This is a genomic window from Neglectibacter sp. X4, assembly GCF_009917365.1.
Lineage (GTDB): Bacteria > Bacillota > Clostridia > Oscillospirales > Acutalibacteraceae > Acutalibacter.
On the sequence record NZ_QWLE01000009.1, the window covers coordinates 1 to 15,280 of the forward strand.

General features: G+C 57.9%; 19 protein-coding genes. 3 read left to right on the forward strand and 16 right to left on the reverse strand.

Going from position 1 to position 15,280, the window contains the following annotated elements; all coding sequences use genetic code 11:
• Positions 1–119: 119 nt before the first annotated feature.
• From D1841_RS05740 to D1841_RS05760, 5 genes are all read right to left on the reverse strand, one after another.
• Positions 120–398, reverse strand: coding sequence for a hypothetical protein (locus tag D1841_RS05740; RefSeq protein WP_160642230.1), 279 nt, complete (start codon positions 396–398; stop codon positions 120–122).
• Positions 399–421: 23 nt separating this feature from the next.
• The gene (locus D1841_RS05745; protein ID WP_160642231.1) at positions 422–790 is read right to left on the reverse strand and encodes a RidA family protein; all 369 of its coding nucleotides are present in this window, start codon (positions 788–790) and stop codon (positions 422–424) included.
• A 47-nt stretch (positions 791–837) separates the two neighbouring features.
• Entirely contained in the window at positions 838–1,296 is a 459-nt protein-coding gene (locus tag D1841_RS05750; RefSeq protein ID WP_160642232.1) for a hypothetical protein, read from the reverse strand.
• A gap of 90 nt (positions 1,297–1,386) precedes the next feature.
• Positions 1,387–2,964, reverse strand: a complete 1,578-nt coding sequence (locus D1841_RS05755) for a carboxylesterase/lipase family protein (RefSeq protein WP_160642233.1) — start codon at positions 2,962–2,964, stop codon at positions 1,387–1,389.
• A gap of 140 nt (positions 2,965–3,104) precedes the next feature.
• Positions 3,105–3,761 (reverse strand): response regulator transcription factor, encoded by a 657-nt coding sequence (locus D1841_RS05760; RefSeq protein WP_160642234.1) that lies wholly within the window; start codon positions 3,759–3,761, stop codon positions 3,105–3,107.
• A gap of 111 nt (positions 3,762–3,872) precedes the next feature.
• On the opposite strand from D1841_RS05760, the gene D1841_RS05765 reads away from it, so the two are divergent.
• The 3 genes from D1841_RS05765 to D1841_RS05775 all read left to right on the forward strand — a co-directional run bounded on the left by D1841_RS05765 (position 3,873) and on the right by D1841_RS05775 (position 5,620).
• The gene (locus D1841_RS05765) at positions 3,873–4,265 is read left to right on the forward strand and encodes an SdpI family protein (protein WP_160642235.1); all 393 of its coding nucleotides are present in this window, start codon (positions 3,873–3,875) and stop codon (positions 4,263–4,265) included.
• A gap of 102 nt (positions 4,266–4,367) precedes the next feature.
• Entirely contained in the window at positions 4,368–5,141 is a 774-nt protein-coding gene (locus tag D1841_RS05770) for a threonine/serine exporter family protein (protein WP_160642236.1), read from the forward strand.
• A complete protein-coding gene (locus D1841_RS05775) occupies positions 5,138–5,620 on the forward strand; it encodes a threonine/serine exporter family protein (RefSeq protein ID WP_160642237.1) in 483 nt (160 codons plus the stop codon). Before D1841_RS05770 ends, D1841_RS05775 begins: the two co-directional genes overlap by 4 nt.
• Positions 5,621–5,758: 138 nt before the next feature.
• Here the strand turns inward: D1841_RS05775 and trxB are convergent, their stop codons facing one another.
• From trxB to D1841_RS05830, 11 genes are all read right to left on the reverse strand, one after another.
• Entirely contained in the window at positions 5,759–6,670 is a 912-nt protein-coding gene (trxB, locus tag D1841_RS05780) for a thioredoxin-disulfide reductase (RefSeq protein ID WP_160642238.1), read from the reverse strand.
• Positions 6,671–6,745: 75 nt separating this feature from the next.
• The gene (gene trxA, locus D1841_RS05785; protein ID WP_160642239.1) at positions 6,746–7,057 is read right to left on the reverse strand and encodes a thioredoxin; all 312 of its coding nucleotides are present in this window, start codon (positions 7,055–7,057) and stop codon (positions 6,746–6,748) included.
• Positions 7,058–7,144: 87 nt separating this feature from the next.
• A complete protein-coding gene (locus D1841_RS05790) occupies positions 7,145–7,627 on the reverse strand; it encodes a hypothetical protein (RefSeq protein ID WP_160642240.1) in 483 nt (160 codons plus the stop codon).
• A gap of 88 nt (positions 7,628–7,715) precedes the next feature.
• A complete protein-coding gene (locus D1841_RS05795; protein ID WP_161879917.1) occupies positions 7,716–8,429 on the reverse strand; it encodes an HAD family hydrolase in 714 nt (237 codons plus the stop codon).
• A 59-nt stretch (positions 8,430–8,488) separates the two neighbouring features.
• Positions 8,489–8,848, reverse strand: a complete 360-nt coding sequence (locus D1841_RS05800; RefSeq protein WP_160642242.1) for a DUF1667 domain-containing protein — start codon at positions 8,846–8,848, stop codon at positions 8,489–8,491.
• Between the two features lie 2 nt (positions 8,849–8,850).
• Positions 8,851–10,125, reverse strand: a complete 1,275-nt coding sequence (locus tag D1841_RS05805) for an NAD(P)/FAD-dependent oxidoreductase (protein WP_160642243.1) — start codon at positions 10,123–10,125, stop codon at positions 8,851–8,853.
• A gap of 223 nt (positions 10,126–10,348) precedes the next feature.
• Positions 10,349–12,736 carry a translation initiation factor IF-2 gene (infB, locus tag D1841_RS05810; protein WP_160642244.1) on the reverse strand — a complete coding sequence of 796 codons (2,388 nt, stop codon included), beginning with the start codon at positions 12,734–12,736 and terminating at the stop codon, positions 10,349–10,351.
• Positions 12,733–13,062, reverse strand: a complete 330-nt coding sequence (locus D1841_RS05815; protein WP_160642245.1) for a ribosomal L7Ae/L30e/S12e/Gadd45 family protein — start codon at positions 13,060–13,062, stop codon at positions 12,733–12,735. Before D1841_RS05815 ends, infB begins: the two co-directional genes overlap by 4 nt.
• Entirely contained in the window at positions 13,052–13,342 is a 291-nt protein-coding gene (gene rnpM, locus D1841_RS05820) for an RNase P modulator RnpM (protein ID WP_160642246.1), read from the reverse strand. The genes D1841_RS05815 and rnpM overlap by 11 nt, the downstream gene beginning before the upstream one ends.
• A 361-nt stretch (positions 13,343–13,703) precedes the next feature.
• Complete coding sequence (nusA, locus tag D1841_RS05825; protein WP_160642247.1) at positions 13,704–14,789, reverse strand: transcription termination factor NusA; 1,086 nt, start codon at positions 14,787–14,789, stop codon at positions 13,704–13,706.
• Between the two features lie 49 nt (positions 14,790–14,838).
• The gene (locus tag D1841_RS05830; protein ID WP_160642248.1) at positions 14,839–15,273 is read right to left on the reverse strand and encodes a GNAT family N-acetyltransferase; all 435 of its coding nucleotides are present in this window, start codon (positions 15,271–15,273) and stop codon (positions 14,839–14,841) included.
• Positions 15,274–15,280 lie beyond the last annotated feature (7 nt).

The following is a 15,280-nucleotide window of genomic DNA, read 5'->3' on the forward strand; positions in this document are numbered from 1 at the left end:
CTCTTATGTGAACACGCCCTAAAACCGCAAAAAAGCAGGAGAGCCGGGAAAATCCGGGCTTTCCTGCTTTTTGTTTTCATTGTTAAATCTCTATATGCTCTTTTTCCCGTTGCTCCGCTTCATTTGTTTCGTGAAGGGCTTCCTGAAATCCCAGGTTTTTTGTCCGGCTCCTCCCACTGCTGGTTATACGTCTGGGCACGTTTATCGTACCTCTTCTTCAGTTGATCTGCCGTAAGCCCTGGCCGGATAGCATCTCCATACATGGTTTTTCCAATTTCAGCCATCAGAGTCAAGCCCATCAACAGCGGCGAAATATCCATTCCGTTTTTTACAAATCTCTGAATCCTCATCATGTACGGTATGGAAAGAGAGTGCTTTTTTGCGGACGCCAGAACCATCAGCCCCGGCGCGCCGCCTTTCCTTATTTCACAGCAATGGCCTCGATTTCACAGAGTACGCCTTTGGGCAGCGCCTTAACCGCCACGCAGCTCCGGGCGGGTTTTGAGGTGAAATATCCGGCATACACCTCGTTGAAAGCGGCAAAATCCCCCATATCAGCCAGGAAGCAGGTGGTTTTGAACACCTTGGAGAAATCTGAGCCTGCCGCAGCCAGCACAGCTCCCACATTTTCACAGCTCTGCCGGGCTTGGGCGGAAATGCCCTCTGGCACATCGCCGGTGGCAGGGTCTACAGGGATTTGCCCGGAGGTATACACCAGGCCGTTTACTTCATACCCCTGGGAATAAGGCCCTATGGCGGCAGGGGCCTTGCTTGTTTCCAGTACGTTCATAAATAACATCCTTCCTTTTGTGGATTTTCAAAAATACCGGGCAGGGACTACAGGAAAAAAACGCCGTCAGTCAGCCAATAAGGCAGCAGGCAGTTTTTCTCCAGAATGGACATAATTTCCAGCAGCAGGCCCACAGCAGAGATGACAACGCCTGCCACAGCCAGCCCCCTTTGCTTGTTCCCCCAAAAGCCGGCAAGGGATGCAACAAGCCCTAAGGGCAGCAGCAGGATGCCGGCCCGGAAATAGCCGGTCAGCGCGGCGGTGAAGCCCAGCACCGTGAGCACGTCCGCCCAGGTGTAGGTTTTGGGGACAAACGCAGGGCGCGGAGGGCTGGGGACAAAGGGCCGCCCCGCAAAAGGCGGGACTGGAGGCAGGCTGCCCATCTGCACGGGAGGGGCGGCCTGGGCAGGCGGGGGCAGCGGCTGCTGCCGGGTGAGATCGGCGCCGCAGGCACACTGGGCCTGCTCATCACCATGCAAAGCGCCGCAGACAGGGCATTGTTTCATGCAGATCGCTCCTTTCCAAACAGAAACTGTTTTCTGGCTGTGCGGCCATATTCCCATGGCCTTTGCCATCTTTTATCGTGAAAAATACCCTTAGAACACCCAGGCGTTTCCGCCTTCCTCTTCCTCTTCCTCGGCAGGCGCGCCAAAGTCAAAGGATGCATGGGGCTTGTAGGCAGCCAGCAGGGGCAGCAGCTCATCCTGCATATTGGCCCGGGTATAGCACTGGTCGTCCAGCACCATGGTCACCATCCTGCCATCCTGGCACCTGTCCCACTGGGGCAGCCCCTGGGTGTTGGGATCGCCTGTACGGGCAAAGCTTACAAACGCGCTGGACATTACTCTGTCCAGCACCTCCCAGTTTTCCTGGTGGCAGACAGGGATCATCCCGGCGTTGTGGAAGAAATAGGGGATATCCGAGCAGTGCCAGGCAGCCTTGCCGCCGTCATAATCGAACACCTTTGCAAACAGGTAGTTATACACCGGCGCGCTGGCGTCTTTTGCCTTTTTCTTCACATATTCCACAGTGGCGGGCAGGAACATGTCGTCCATATCCGCGGCGAAAGCCACTGGGGTGTTGGGATAGGCCTTGCGGAACTCTGCCAGGATTTTCCCGCCGCCCTCAGGCCCGTAGAAATCTTTTACCAGCTTTTCGCTGTCCGCTTCCGTCATGTTTTTTATGTCCCGGCCCGGGCCAAAGGCAAACTCCGCCAGCACAGAGCCTACCATCGTGGGTACGGTCAGGGAGTGGGCTGTAAAGCTGCCCTCCAGGGGATCGCAAACATAGTAGCCGTTGGGAGCAGGACCCCAGCTTACCCGCTTGCCCTGCTTGTAAATGGCCCGCACAGCCTTGTTCACAGCCCAGATAAACTGAGGCACAGGCACTTTTTCCAGGCGCTCTGCCTGGTTTTCGGGAATATGCAGCGGCTTGAGGATTTCCAGCACCAGCTCCTTGCCGCTTACAAGGTTTTGGTTCATGTCAGAGGGGATTACGCCGGACATCACAATGGCCTTGTGGAACAGCCCCTCCGCTTCAGGAATCTGCCCCAGCACTGTCACCTTGGCGCCGCCGCCGGACTGGCCAAAGATGGTCACGTTATCCGGATCGCCCCCGAATCCCGCAATATTCTCCCGCACCCAGCGCAGGGCCTCCACCAGGTCAGCCATGCCCACATTGACAGAATTTTTATATTTCTCCCCAAAGGCGGACATGTCCAGATAGCCAAAGGCATTGAGCCGGTGGTTCACGCTGACCACCACCACGTCGTCCAGCTTTGCCAGGTTGAAGCCGTCATAGCACACCTGCTCAATGGAAGAACCAGCCGCATACCCGCCGCCGTGAATCCAGAACATCACAGGCTTTTTTGCCAGCCGGTCGCAGCTGCTGGTCCACACGTTCAGATACTGGCAGTGCTCGCTGCTGGGCCAGAAGCGGTGGGGAATCAGCACCTCGCCGGAGGGCTGCGGCTCGCCCAGCACCGGGCAGATCATGCCATAGCTGCCCGCGTCCTTCACACCCTCCCAAGGCTCAACAGGTTTGGGCATTTGGAAACGCCTGGCTTTGGCATAGCGCACGCCATAGAAATGATCTACGCCCTTAAAGCGGAAGCCCCGCAGCTTGCCTTTGGCGGTTTCCACAATAGGCGCGGTTTTGGAAAAGCAGAAATCCATTTGACACAACTCCTTTTACTGATGATTGTGTGGCAGCCTTGTAAAAGCCTTTGCGCGCGGTTTTATATGTTTCCAGTATACACCCCGCAGATGCCCTTTGCAAGCCATATTTCCGGAAAGAAGGCTTCTGCGGCAAGCTGTCAGCCCAGCCGGAAGCCAATGCCCCACACAGCTTCGATATAATTTTTCCCGCAGGCGTCCCGCAGCTTTTTGCGCAGGTTGCTTACATGCTGCTTGAGGCTGGACTCGGTGCAGTCCGGGGTGTCCAGGGCAATGCTCTCTAAAACCGCGCTTTTGGCAATGGCTTTTTCTGGGTTCTGCAGCAGCATGCGGAGGATGGCAAACTCCGTCCGGGTAAGCTTTACAGGCACGCCGTCCGCTGTCAGCTCATGGGACTTAACATCCAGCCGCAGGCCCTCAAAGGCCAGCACGCCGCTGTCTGCCCCCTGGCTTTTGCGCAGGGCCGCCACAATGCGGGCCAGCAGTTCCTTTGTGTCAAAAGGTTTGGTGATATAGTCTGCGGCGCCCCCCATCAGCAGGCTCACTTTGTCTGCCACTGCCGCCTTGGCGCTTAACACCAGCACAGGAACCCCCTCTATCCGGGGCAGCACCTCCTCGCCGGAAAGGCCGGGCAGCATGAGATCCAGCAGCACCAGGTCAGGCTTGTGCTGGGAAAGCAGATAGAGGGCCTCTGTGCCTGAATAGGCCCGCAAAGTGGCATAGCCCTCCCGGTGGAGCAGATCCTCCAGCATGTCGCCTATATAAATGTCGTCGTCTACGATGGCAATGGTTTTCATTTTTTCCTCCACAGGCCTTGACTTTGGCTTTTGCCCACTTTATAATATCAACATGATATCAACTATAGTAATACAAAAATATTATACACCTAAAAAGGGAGGCCGCGCAATATGGTGTTCTGGTTTTTCCTCTTTTTCTGCAGCCTGCTGATACCCGCCACGTTTTTGGGGACAGGCTGGTATTTCACCCGGCACACGCCGGGCAGAAACAGCGCCTTTGGCTACCGCACCCCTATGTCCTCCAAAAGCGACCTGGCAAATGCTTTCGCCCACCAGTACATAGGCAGGCTGTGGTGGATAATCGGGCTGGTGTCGCTGCCCGTCACCCTCATCACTCTTATTGTCCTGCTGGTGCTGCAATTGGACGAGGATACCACCGGCTGGATAGGCGGCGGCCTGATTATCCTGGAGTGCATCGTGATGCTCATCACCATCCTGCCCACAGAGCTTGCCCTGCACAGGAATTTTAACAAAGACGGCACGCCCCGGGGGCCGGAGGAGTAAGGATTCAGACCTGGGGTATCGCCGCCAAACCCTGTGGCTAGTATGCAGCTAGAGGGATTTGGGGAACATGGGCGGCTTTCACCCCCGGCAGGAGGGACAAATTTGAACAAGACAAGCGCGTTGGAGCTTTCCTTCCAGATGGGGGAGGTTCTCTTAAAAAACGGCGCGGAAATTTCCCGCGTCCAGGAAACCATGGAACGGGTGGCCACAGCCTATGAAATCGACACCTTTAACGTGTACGTGCTGACAAACGCCATCTTCGCCACAGGCGTTGAGCAGGGGATAGAGCACGCTGCCCGCCTGAAGCATGTACCCAGCACTGCTATCCATTTTGGCAGGATTTCTGCTGTGAACCAGCTTTCCCGGGAGATTGTCCAGGGGAGGCACACTGTAGAAGAGGCCTTTGCCGTTTTAGAACAGGTGCGGGACATGCCGTATTCCACCCTGCCCTTGGCTGTGCTGGCCTGCGCTGTAGGCAGCGCCTGTTTCAGCTACCTGTTCGGCGGAAGCTGGCGGGACGCTCTTATTGCCTTTTTCTGCGGCATTGCTCTGGAGCTTTACCTGTACTGGACAGGCAGGAAGGGCCTTTCCAAGTTTCTCACAAACCTTTCCGCCAGTGCCCTGGTCACCTTCTGCGGGGCGGTTTTCCTGTTGCTGGGCCTGGGGGACAACATGGATAAAATTATCATTGGATCCATTATCCGGCTGGTGCCCGGCGTGGCCCTCACCACCTCTATCCGGGATTTCTTTAACGGCGACTATTTGAGCGGCGCCATCCGTATGCTGGACGCTGTGCTGGTGGGCGGCTGTATTGCCGTTGGCGTTGGCGTGGTGGTGCGGGCGCTGTCCCTGCTGACAGGAGGTGCCCTGTTATGATTCCTCCCATTATCATTCTCACCTGGCTTTTCCAGACCCTCATAGCCTTTGTCTCCACAGTGGCCTTTTCTATTATTTTCCACACGCCCCGCCGGGAGTGGCTCTGCACAGGCACAACCGGCGCTGTGGGCTGGCTGGTATACCTTGTCAGCATGGAACTGGGCGCGGGCACTGTAGGGGCTTCCTTTTTCGCCACTGTAGCCCTCACCTGGTTTTCCCGGGTGTTTTCCTTTGCCCGCAAGGCCCCGGTAACCGTTTTCTTGATTTGCGGCATTTTCCCCCTGGTGCCCGGGGCAGGCATTTATTACACAGGCTACCACTTTTTTATGAGCGACAACTCCCTGGCCCTGAGCACTGGCTTGGAGACGATCAAAATAGCCATAGCCATTGCCCTGGGCATTGGCATCGTGCTGTCCATGCCCAAGTTCTTTTTCACCTGGAGCCAGGAGGGGAAAAGCACTGCCCGGACAGGCAGATGACAGCGCTTTCCCCAGCGCCCCTGGCCGCAAACCAGCGGTTTTTGCAAAACCGCTGCCGCGCAAAGCGCGAAGGGCATCCTCCCCCAGGAGGATGCCCTGTTTGCGGCCCAAAAGAGCCGGCAAGCCAATGTTTGGCTGTCATATGGAGAGATATTCCTCTGCGGCCTGGGCTGCGCAGGCGCCGTCGGCACAGGCTGTGACCACCTGGCGCAGGGGCTTTGCCCGCAGATCCCCCGCCGCAAACACGCCGGGAAGGCTGGTGCGGGTGCTTTCGTCTGCCTGCACATAGCCCGCGCTGTCTAAATCGATCTGCCCGGCGAAAAGCCCTGTGTCCGGCACCTGCCCGATGGCCACGAACAAGCCGCTGCAGGGAAGGAAGCTTTTCTCCCCGGTCTTTTTATGCAGAAGCTCCACCCCGGTCAGGGCTGCCTCGTGGGAAAGGGAAACCACCTGGCTGTCCCAGCAAAACTCCACGTTCCCGGTTTCCAGCAGAGGCTTTAGATAAGCTGCCGAAGCCCGCAGCTTATCCCGCCGGTGGATCATGACCACCTTTTCACAAATCCGGGAAAGGTACAGCGCGTCAGCCGCCGCTGTGTTGCCGCCGCCTGCCACAGCCACGGTTTTGCCCCGGAAGAACATGCCGTCGCAGGTGGCGCAGTAGGAAACGCCCCGGCCCCGCAGCTCCTTTTCCCCAGGGAGGCCCAGCTCCCGGGGATGCGCGCCGCAGGCCAGCACAACTGTTTTCCCCTGGAAGCGCTCCCCGCCTGCCTCCACCTCTTTGATATCCCCTGCCAGCCGCGCCGCTGTAACCGCTGCCAGCTTGGTTTCGGCCCCAAAGCGCTCGGACCCTTTTTTCATCTCCATGGCAAGCTGAAAGCCGTTTATGCCCTCAGGAAAGCCGGGGTAATTGTCAATCTGATCCGTAGTGCCCATCTGTCCTCCCGGCGCCAGCTTTTCCAGCACCAGCACAGACAGGTTTGCCCGGCCCGCATACAGCGCCGCCGTATAACCCGCCGGGCCGCCGCCTATTACAATCATATCGTATAGCATGAACCATCGTCTCCTTCCAATGGAAAAGCGCACACGCCTGCCGGGAACATTCCCGCAAGCCTGTGCGCTTTTGTGTTATTTCAGCAGGGCTTCCAGGTTTTCTTTGGGCTGTACCCCCACCAGGGTGCCTGCCACTTCCCCGCCCTTAAAGAGGATGGCAGTGGGAATGCTCATCACCCCGTAGCGGGCGGCTAAGTCCGGCTCCTCGTCAATGTTTACCTTGCCCACCAGCACGTCCCCGCTGTGGGAAGCGGCAAAATCGTCTACAATGGGGGAGAACATCTTGCAGGGGCCGCACCAGCTTGCCCAGAAATCCACCAATACGGGACCCCGGGCGCCCAGCACCTCCTGATCAAAGTTTTCCTGCGTAAAGGTTTTTACTGCCATTTCTCTCATCCTTTCTCTGTGTCATATAGGTTTTCCTGCAAATATCCTGCCCCAAAACCAGCGGGACATGAAAGGCGTCCAGAAAAATCACTTTCTGGGAGGCAGGGTGCTGTTGGCGGCTTCCATGGCAAGGGCTACCAGCAGCGCTGGCTGCTCGTTGTTGGAATAGCTGGTGTCGATAACGAATTTGCCGGGAAAGGCGTTGTCCTCGTTGCCGGCGTGCATCACCATATATTTGCCGTCATAGATATCATACTCATAGGCCATGATGTTCCCAAACAGCCGCCAGCGGTAACATTTCAGCTCATACCGGGCAACTCCATGGCTGCTGTACTTTTCCACAGTGCCAATCTGGTTTTCATCCTGCCAGATGGAAAATTTCCATTTTCCGAAAATCGTTTTCCGGCAGCGCACCCGGCCCAGCTCCACCCCGTTTTGGTTAAAAAGGCGGATTACATTTTCTTTTTCCTCTGGCGCTGCCACCACCTGGTAAGCCGGATGGCCTGTCTCCTCGTAAATGGTGTAGTCAGCCTCCCAGCTAAAGGGGCGCTTGTCAAAATACAGCTTCATGCTTTATTGCCATGCGGATCGGCATGTGGACAAAGCAGGAAGAAACGCCTGCCTCTGCACCCGGTACCGCCCTTTCGTCAAGTTTTATTTATGCGCCCAGCGTGTATGCCATAAAATCCTGGAAGCTGCCTGTTTCCGCGCCGGTTATGTCCGCGCCTTCCCTGTGCTCCAGGCAGTCTGTTATCAGGTATACGGCAATGCCAGCCTGCATGGCCGCCAAATCCTCCCTGCAGTCATTCCCTGCCATCAGGCATTCTTCCGGGCGCTTTCCTGTTTTTTCCAAAATTTCCCGGTAGTAGGCTGGGTTTGGCTTGCAGTAAGAAGAATTTTCATAGGCAGTCACCAGGGAGAAGTCCTCTGGGGCAAGCCCCAGCCAGCTTAAACGGGTTTTCACAGCAACCTCCGGGAAAACGGGGTTTGTGGCCAGTATCACGTCATAGCCCTTTTCCCGCAGGCCCTGCACGGCTTTTTTCGCCAGAGGGTTTTCCCCTGTGGAAGCCCTGGCTTCGTGGAACTCCCGGGCATAAAAATCGTCAAACTCTGGGCGGAGCAGCCGGGCCTTTTCCCCCAGGATATCCCCGAACACCTGCCAGAAGCGCTCGCAGTTGGGCGCGCCGCCATCGTTCTGTACCATGGCCTCTGTGCCCTTCCACACAGCGTCTGTCAGGGGCTTTGGCTCATACCCAAAGGGAGCGGCCTTTTTCGCCAGCAGGCCGAAATAGGTTCTGACAAAGGCTTCTGCGTCCATGGGCAGCAGGGTGCCGTCCAAATCAAATAGAATAGTGGTTACGCTTTTTTCCAACAAAACATTTCCCTTTCTTCTGCCTTCGCTGGGCCGCGGCCCCGCTCTGGGGCGACCTGCTACACTGCCGCTTTCGTTGCCGTCACATCCACCCCAGTTCCGGCCACATTGTGAATGACCACGTCCCCGATATGGACAGGGGCCTTTATGACGGCCCTGCGGATTTCCTCCATGCAGGCAAAAATCTTCTCCTTGGGAATGTCGGTTTTGGTGCGCACAGAGGTAACGGGCACGCTTGCCCCCTCCACCTTCACTGTGGAGGTGACCGTGCGGGTGGGGGCGGTCACTTCTTTTCTGCCGTATTCCTCCCCACGCTTGCAAGTGTTCCCGGTGACAGACACCACCTTGCCACTTTCGTCCAGCTCTACCTTTAAAGGACAGCCCAGAGGGCAGCTAATACATGTAAGTTCCCGTACCATCCTTATTTCCCCTCCTGCCCGTCAGTGGCTTCCACCACGATTTCCTGTTCCGTTCCTGTAAACCATTCTTTCTTCAGCAGCACCTGTTCCATTTCCCCGGGGGCCATCACAGGCCTGGGGCGCTTCAAGACCTCTTTGCCGTCAATGAGCACCCGTACTGCGGCCTTCCGCATGTTGCGGCCCACCCGGAAGCGCACCACAGCCGCATCCCCCATGCGCTGGGGAGAGATGCTGGCAGGCACTGTATAGCGCACAGCCCCTGCGGGCTGTAAGGGGATTTCCTGCTGTCCCCCTTCCCGGCCCTCCCGGACAAACCGGGCGGCGCTGCGGCCTGCCTGCTGGGCCTCCTCAGAGACGTAATCCACCAGGTCGTGGACATGCAGCACGTTGCCGCAGGCGAATACGCCGGGGATGCTGGTTTCTAACTGTTCATTGACCACAGGCCCGCTGGTGACAGGGGAAAGGGACACGCCCACAGCCTTGGAAAGCTCGTTTTCCGGAATCAGCCCTACGGAAAGCAGCAGGGTGTCGCAGTCGAAGTGCTCCTCTGTGCCAGGAATGGGCTTGAGCTTTTCGTCCACCCGGGCAATGGTTACGCCAGTGACGCGCTCCTTGCCTTCAATGTCCACCACTGTGTGGCTCAGTTTCAGGGGGATGCCGTAATCGTCCAGGCACTGGACAATGTTCCGCTTGAGGCCCCCGGAATAGGGCATCAGCTCCGCCACGCACAGCACCTTAGCACCCTCCAGGGTCATGCGGCGGGCCATAATCAGGCCGATGTCGCCGCTGCCCAGGATGACCACCCGGCGCCCGGGCAGGTATCCCTCCATGTTCACTAAGCGCTGGGCCGTGCCCGCAGAGAAAATGCCCGCAGGCCGGGTGCCCGGGATGTTCAAGGCGCCCCGGGGCCGCTCCCGGCAGCCCATGCACAGCACGGCGGCCTTGGCCTCTGTTTGCAGAAGGCCGTCCTGGCGGCTTACGGAGGTGACAACCACCGAATCCCCCTGGCGCTGCAAATCCACCACCGTAGTGCTTAAAAGGTGGGGGATGCCCATTTCCCGGGCCTTTTCTATGTACCGGGCGGCATACTCCGGCCCGGTAAGTTCTTCTTTAAAGGTATGCAGCCCAAAGCCGTTGTGGATGCACTGGTTGAGGATGCCTCCCAGCTCTTTTTCCCGCTCCAGGATAATAACATCCTCCACGCCGCTTTCCCGGGCCGCAATAGCAGCCGCCAGCCCCGCCGGGCCGCCGCCGATGATAACAATGTCATGCTTCATGGCAATTCCTCCCTGTTGGGGCGCTGCCCCAAACCCCGCCAGGGAAACTCTTTGAAAAAAGCTTCCCTGGACTCTTTAAAAACTTCCAATTTACAGCCGCCCCGGGAACGCGATGGCCTCTGTAAGCGCGGAATTTATTCCGCAGCGAAAGACTTTCTGCCACGTCCCCCGCGTCCCAGATGCAACGTTACGTTGCCGCGTCACAGATCCAACGTTACGTTGGCTAGTCGCGGTACTCTTCCATTTCGTAGGCTTCCAGGATGTCGCCCTGCTTGATGTCGGAGAACTTCTCCAGGGTGATGCCGCAGTCATAGCCGTCGGCAACCTCCTTCACATCGTCCTTAAAGCGCCGCAGGGAGGCAATCTTGTCGTCTGCCACGATGATGCCGTCCCGCACCACCCGGACAAGAGCGTTGCGGGTGATTTTTCCGGCTGTCACATGGCCGCCGATAACCATGCCCACGTTGGAAATCTTGTAAGTCTCCCGGCACTCGGCGCGGCCCAGGGAAACCTCCCGGTACTTGGGCGCCAGCATACCCTTCATGGCAGACTCAATTTCCTCAATGCAGTCATAGATAATGCGGTACAGCCGCATATCCACCCCGTCCCGCTTGGCGCTTTCCTCCGCAACAGGATCCGGCCGGACATTAAAGCCCACGATAATGGCGTTGGAAGCGTTTGCCAGCATGACATCGCTTTCGTTCACAGCGCCCACAGCCCCGTGGATAATGTGTACCCGCACTTCCTCGTTGGAAAGCTTTTCCAAAGACTGCCGCACAGCCTCCACAGAGCCTTGCACGTCTGCCTTGACGATGATTTTCAGCTCCTTCATCTCGCCTTCCTTCATCTGCTCGAAGAGGTTATCCAGGGTAACCTTGGTCTGCGCCCGGAAGGTTTCCTCCTTCTGCTCGGTAAGGCGCTGCTCCACCAGTTCCCGGGCAAGGCGCTCGTCCGATACGGCGTTGAAGATGTCGCCGCCCACAGGCACGTCGTTCAGGCCCGTAATCTCAACAGGCACAGAAGGCCCGGCCTCCTGGCCCCTTCTGCCCTTGTCGTCCATCATGGAGCGCACCCGGCCCACGGTGGTGCCGGCCACAATAATATCCCCTGCGTGGAGGGTGCCGTTTTGCACCAGCACAGTGGCAATGGGGCCCATGCCCTTGTCTAAGCGCGCCTCCACCACAGTGCCCTTGGCGGCGCGGTCGGGATTGGCCTTTAGTTCCATCATATCGGCAGTGAGGATGATCATCTCCAAAAGGTCGTTCATGCCCTCTTTGGTGTGGGCAGACACTGGGATGCAAGGGGTGTCGCCGCCCCAGGCCTCGGGCACCAGCTCGTATTCCGTAAGCTGCTCCATAACCCGCTCCGGGTTTGCCCCCACCTTATCCATCTTGTTGATAGCCACAATAATGGAAACCCCGGCGGCCTTGGCGTGGTTGATGGCCTCCACCGTCTGGGGCATAATGCCGTCGTCCGCCGCCACCACCAGCACAGCAATGTCCGTCACCTGGGCGCCCCTGGCGCGCATGGTGGTAAAGGCAGCATGGCCGGGGGTGTCCAGGAAGGTTACGTCCCTGTCGCCCACCTTTACCCGGTATGCGCCGATGTGCTGGGTAATGCCGCCTGCCTCGCCCTCTGTCACATTAGAGTGGCGGATGGCGTCCAGAATGGAGGTTTTGCCATGATCCACGTGGCCCATAACCACCACCACAGGGGCGCGGGGCGCCAGGTTTGCCTCTTCGTCCTCGCTGTCGTCAATAATGCGCTCCTCAATGGTGACCACCACTTCTTTTTCCACCTTGGCGTGGAATTCGTCTGCCACTAACACCGCGGTGTCAAAGTCGATGGCGTCGTTGATAGCGGCGAACACCCCCAGGCCCATCAGCTTTTTGATAACCTCCGGGGCGGAAACCTTTAAGCGCAGGGCAAACTCGCCCACCGTGATTTCCTCCGGCACCTCAATGGTGATATGCTTTGCCTTGCGCTCCTGGGCAATGCGGCGCAAACGCTCGGCCTCTGTCTCCCGCTTGCCCCGGCGCTGCTGGCCCCGGCGCTGCTGGTTCCGGTTGGTGAACTTCTGCTTTGTCACAACATTGTCGTTCCGGGCGCCCACCTTCTGATCCGCAAGGCGGTCGTATTTCTCGCTGTATTTGTCAATGTTCACGTTAGACGTGCGGGTATCCACCACCCGGCGCACAGGCTGCTTCGGCTCCCGCACCTGCACAGGGGCCTGCTGCTTTCCGGAAGCAGGCGCGGCGGGCTTCTCCGGCTGCTTTGCCTGGGCCTGCTGGGGCTTTTGCCCCTTCTTTTCCTGGGGCTTCGCGCCCTTATTCGGCTGCTGCCTGTTCCCCGCTTTCTGGGCCGGGGCCTCTTCCTGGGGCTTTTCCGCCTGCGCCGCGGGAGCGGCGGTGCGCTCGGCAAAATAACTGTCCAGGCTTTCCATGTTCCGCTGCTGGGTAAAGCTTTCCAGCACAATGTCCAGCTCGTTTTCCTCCAGCGCGGTCATATATTTCTTGGGTTCGGGAAAGAACTTGGCCAAAGTATCTATAACCTCCTTGTTGGGGATGTTCAGATCCTTCGCCACCTCCCGCACTCTGTATTTCACCATCATAAGCAAATTCCTCCTTCTCGCTTCACAGCCTCTTTAAGCTCCAGCAGGGCTTTGGAAAACCCCTCGTCTGTCACAGCCAGCACCCCGGCCCTGACCCCGCAGGCTTTTCCCAGCTCTGCCATAGGCGCTTCCACCCGCACGCAGGGAATTTTCGCCCTCTCCGCTTCAAAACGCAAATTTTTGTAAGTCTTGCCGGAAATATCAGCCGCCGCCAGCAGCAGCCTTGCCTTGCCGTCCCGGGCGGCCTGGGCGCACAGGTCAAAGCCGCCCAGCACCTTGCCGGCGCGCCTTGCCAGCCCCAGCAGCGACAGCACCTTATCCGCCATCGGCACCCATCTCCTTTTCCATCTGTTCATATACCCCGTCCGGGATCTTGCAGGAAAACGCACGTTCCAGCCTTCTTGCCTTCCTGGCCTTTTGCAGGCAGGAAAGGCTCCGGCAGATATAGGCCCCCCGCCCGGGCTTCTTCCCGGTCAAATCCAGGGAGATTTCCGGCGGGACCCCTTCTTCCTTCTCAGGCCCCCGCACCACCCGTACCAGCTCTTTTTTGGGCTTCATTTCCCCGCAGCCCGTACACATCCGCAGGGGGATCTTCTTCTGCTTCATTTCCTGCCCTCCCTCCTGAGGCCGTGGGGCTTCGCCCCACACCCCGCAAACCTTTTTGTAAAAAGGTTTGATCCAAAAACCAAGCTACAGGCCGCAGCGCATCGGCCTACTATCCTTACTGTCTCTGTATATAAGGGCGCTTCGGGAGCGCCCTGAACACGCGATGGCCTCTGTAAGCGCGGAATTTATTCCGCGGCGAAAGGTTTCCGCCTGCGCTCCCCGCGTCTCGGGTGAAGCGTCACGCTTCCGCGGCGGAAGGTTTCCGCCTGCGTTCCCCGCGTCTCGGGTGAAGCGTCACGCTTCCGCGGCGAAAGGTTTCCGCCTGCGTTCCCCGCGTCTCAGAGCCAACGTTACGTTGGCGTCACGCTTCCTCGCCGTAGAAGCCGCTTTCGGGCTTGATGTCAATTTTCCAGCCGGTCAGCTTGGCGGCAAGGCGGGCATTCTGGCCCTTGTTGCCGATAGCCAGGGAAAGCTGGCTGTCGGGCACTGTCACCTTGCAGGAACGGGAACCGTCCTCGGCGGCCTCCACCTTCAGCACGCTTGCCGGGGACAGGGCTGCCGCAATGAACTTCTGGGGATCGTCGCTGTATTCCACAATGTCGATTTTCTCCCCGCCCAGTTCGTCCACAATCTCCGACACCCGGGCGCCCCGGGTGCCAATGCAGGCGCCCACAGCGTCCACGTCCGGGTTGTGGCTCTGCACGGCCAGCTTTGTGCGGGAGCCGGCCTCCCTGGATACAGCCTTTATCTCCACTGTGCCGTCATAGATTTCCGGCACCTCCGTCTCAAACATGCGCTTTACCAAGTCCGGGTGGGTGCGGGAGATAATGGCCTTGGGGCCTTTCTCCGTTTCCCTTACATCGACTACATATACTTTTATGTAGTCTCCCTCGTTTACGCTTTCCCCGCCAATCTGCTCGTTCTTGGGCAGCACAGCTTCCGCCTTGCCGATGCGCAGGGAAATGGCCCCGGTTTTCGGGTCAATGCGCTCCACCAGGCCGCTTACCAGCTCCTGGTGCTTGCTCTGGAATTCCTGCATCATCTGGCCCCGCTCGCTGTCCCGGATGCCCTGGCGGATAATGTTCCGGGCTGTCTGGGCTGCCACGCGCCCAAACTGCTTGGTGTCCAGCTTAATGCCCACCTGCTCCCCTAAAAGGGCCAGGGGGTTTATCTCCCTTGCCAGATCATAGAGGATTTCCCGGTTGGAATCCTCCACCTCTTCCACCACGGTTTTCAGCAGGTATACGTCAAACCGCCCGGTGTTTGCATCCACCCGCACGTCCACTTCTTCGTTGCCATAGTTGTTTTTGCAGGCTGTGGCAATCGCCTTCTTGATTTTGTCCAGCATAAAATCTACCGGGATGCCCTTTTCCTTTTCCAAAAGCCCCAAGGCCACAAACAATTCCTCGTTGCCCTGCTGCTCCGGCTCCTTCTTCTTCCGCGCCATTTTTCCAAACCACTCCTTATTATATCAAATACTTGCCGTTGTGCCAGAGTCATGTGACGGTAAAACCCGTCCACTCTATTTTGTTATGCATCATAATGTCATCTGTTTTTTCCATTCCCAGCTTTTCATAAAAGGGGACGGCGTTTTCATGGGGGCAGGTGTACAGTATAATGTCCTTTTCGCCGCCGGCTGTTTCCAGGGCCTTTTCCACCAGCGCCCGCCCAATCCCCTGGCCAGTGCAGGAGCGTATCACGCCCAGGTCTGTGATAAACAGCCAGTAGGCAAAGTCTGTAATGCCGAAGCACACCCCTGAAAGGGCGCCTGCGCTGTCCCGGGCTGTAAGGGAAATGGAAGCGTTTCCCACCAGCTTTTCTATGCGGGCCTCAAAGCGCTCCCGGGGATATTGGCTGCTCAGGTCTGTGTGCTTTAAAAACTCTATATATTCCGCTGCCGCAAGCCTTTCTGCCTGTATGGTGAACTCCATTTTACTG

Excerpts from the sequence above, each read along its gene's own strand:
- D1841_RS05740 (WP_160642230.1), bottom strand. The coding sequence starts at position 398 with ATGGTTCTGGCGTCCGCAAAAAAGCACTCTCTTTCCATACCGTACATG.
- D1841_RS05745 (WP_160642231.1), bottom strand. The coding sequence starts at position 790 with ATGAACGTACTGGAAACAAGCAAGGCCCCTGCCGCCATAGGGCCTTAT.
- D1841_RS05750 (WP_160642232.1), bottom strand. The coding sequence starts at position 1,296 with ATGAAACAATGCCCTGTCTGCGGCGCTTTGCATGGTGATGAGCAGGCC.
- D1841_RS05755 (WP_160642233.1), bottom strand. The coding sequence starts at position 2,964 with ATGGATTTCTGCTTTTCCAAAACCGCGCCTATTGTGGAAACCGCCAAA.
- D1841_RS05760 (WP_160642234.1), bottom strand. The coding sequence starts at position 3,761 with ATGAAAACCATTGCCATCGTAGACGACGACATTTATATAGGCGACATG.
- D1841_RS05765 (WP_160642235.1), top strand. The coding sequence starts at position 3,873 with ATGGTGTTCTGGTTTTTCCTCTTTTTCTGCAGCCTGCTGATACCCGCC.
- D1841_RS05775 (WP_160642237.1), top strand. The coding sequence starts at position 5,138 with ATGATTCCTCCCATTATCATTCTCACCTGGCTTTTCCAGACCCTCATA.
- trxB (WP_160642238.1), bottom strand. The coding sequence starts at position 6,670 with ATGCTATACGATATGATTGTAATAGGCGGCGGCCCGGCGGGTTATACG.
- trxA (WP_160642239.1), bottom strand. The coding sequence starts at position 7,057 with ATGGCAGTAAAAACCTTTACGCAGGAAAACTTTGATCAGGAGGTGCTG.
- D1841_RS05790 (WP_160642240.1), bottom strand. The coding sequence starts at position 7,627 with ATGAAGCTGTATTTTGACAAGCGCCCCTTTAGCTGGGAGGCTGACTAC.
- D1841_RS05800 (WP_160642242.1), bottom strand. The coding sequence starts at position 8,848 with ATGGTACGGGAACTTACATGTATTAGCTGCCCTCTGGGCTGTCCTTTA.
- D1841_RS05805 (WP_160642243.1), bottom strand. The coding sequence starts at position 10,125 with ATGAAGCATGACATTGTTATCATCGGCGGCGGCCCGGCGGGGCTGGCG.
- infB (WP_160642244.1), bottom strand. The coding sequence starts at position 12,736 with ATGATGGTGAAATACAGAGTGCGGGAGGTGGCGAAGGATCTGAACATC.
- D1841_RS05815 (WP_160642245.1), bottom strand. The coding sequence starts at position 13,062 with ATGGCGGATAAGGTGCTGTCGCTGCTGGGGCTGGCAAGGCGCGCCGGC.
- rnpM (WP_160642246.1), bottom strand. The coding sequence starts at position 13,342 with ATGAAGCAGAAGAAGATCCCCCTGCGGATGTGTACGGGCTGCGGGGAA.
- nusA (WP_160642247.1), bottom strand. The coding sequence starts at position 14,789 with ATGGCGCGGAAGAAGAAGGAGCCGGAGCAGCAGGGCAACGAGGAATTG.
- D1841_RS05830 (WP_160642248.1), bottom strand. The coding sequence starts at position 15,273 with ATGGAGTTCACCATACAGGCAGAAAGGCTTGCGGCAGCGGAATATATA.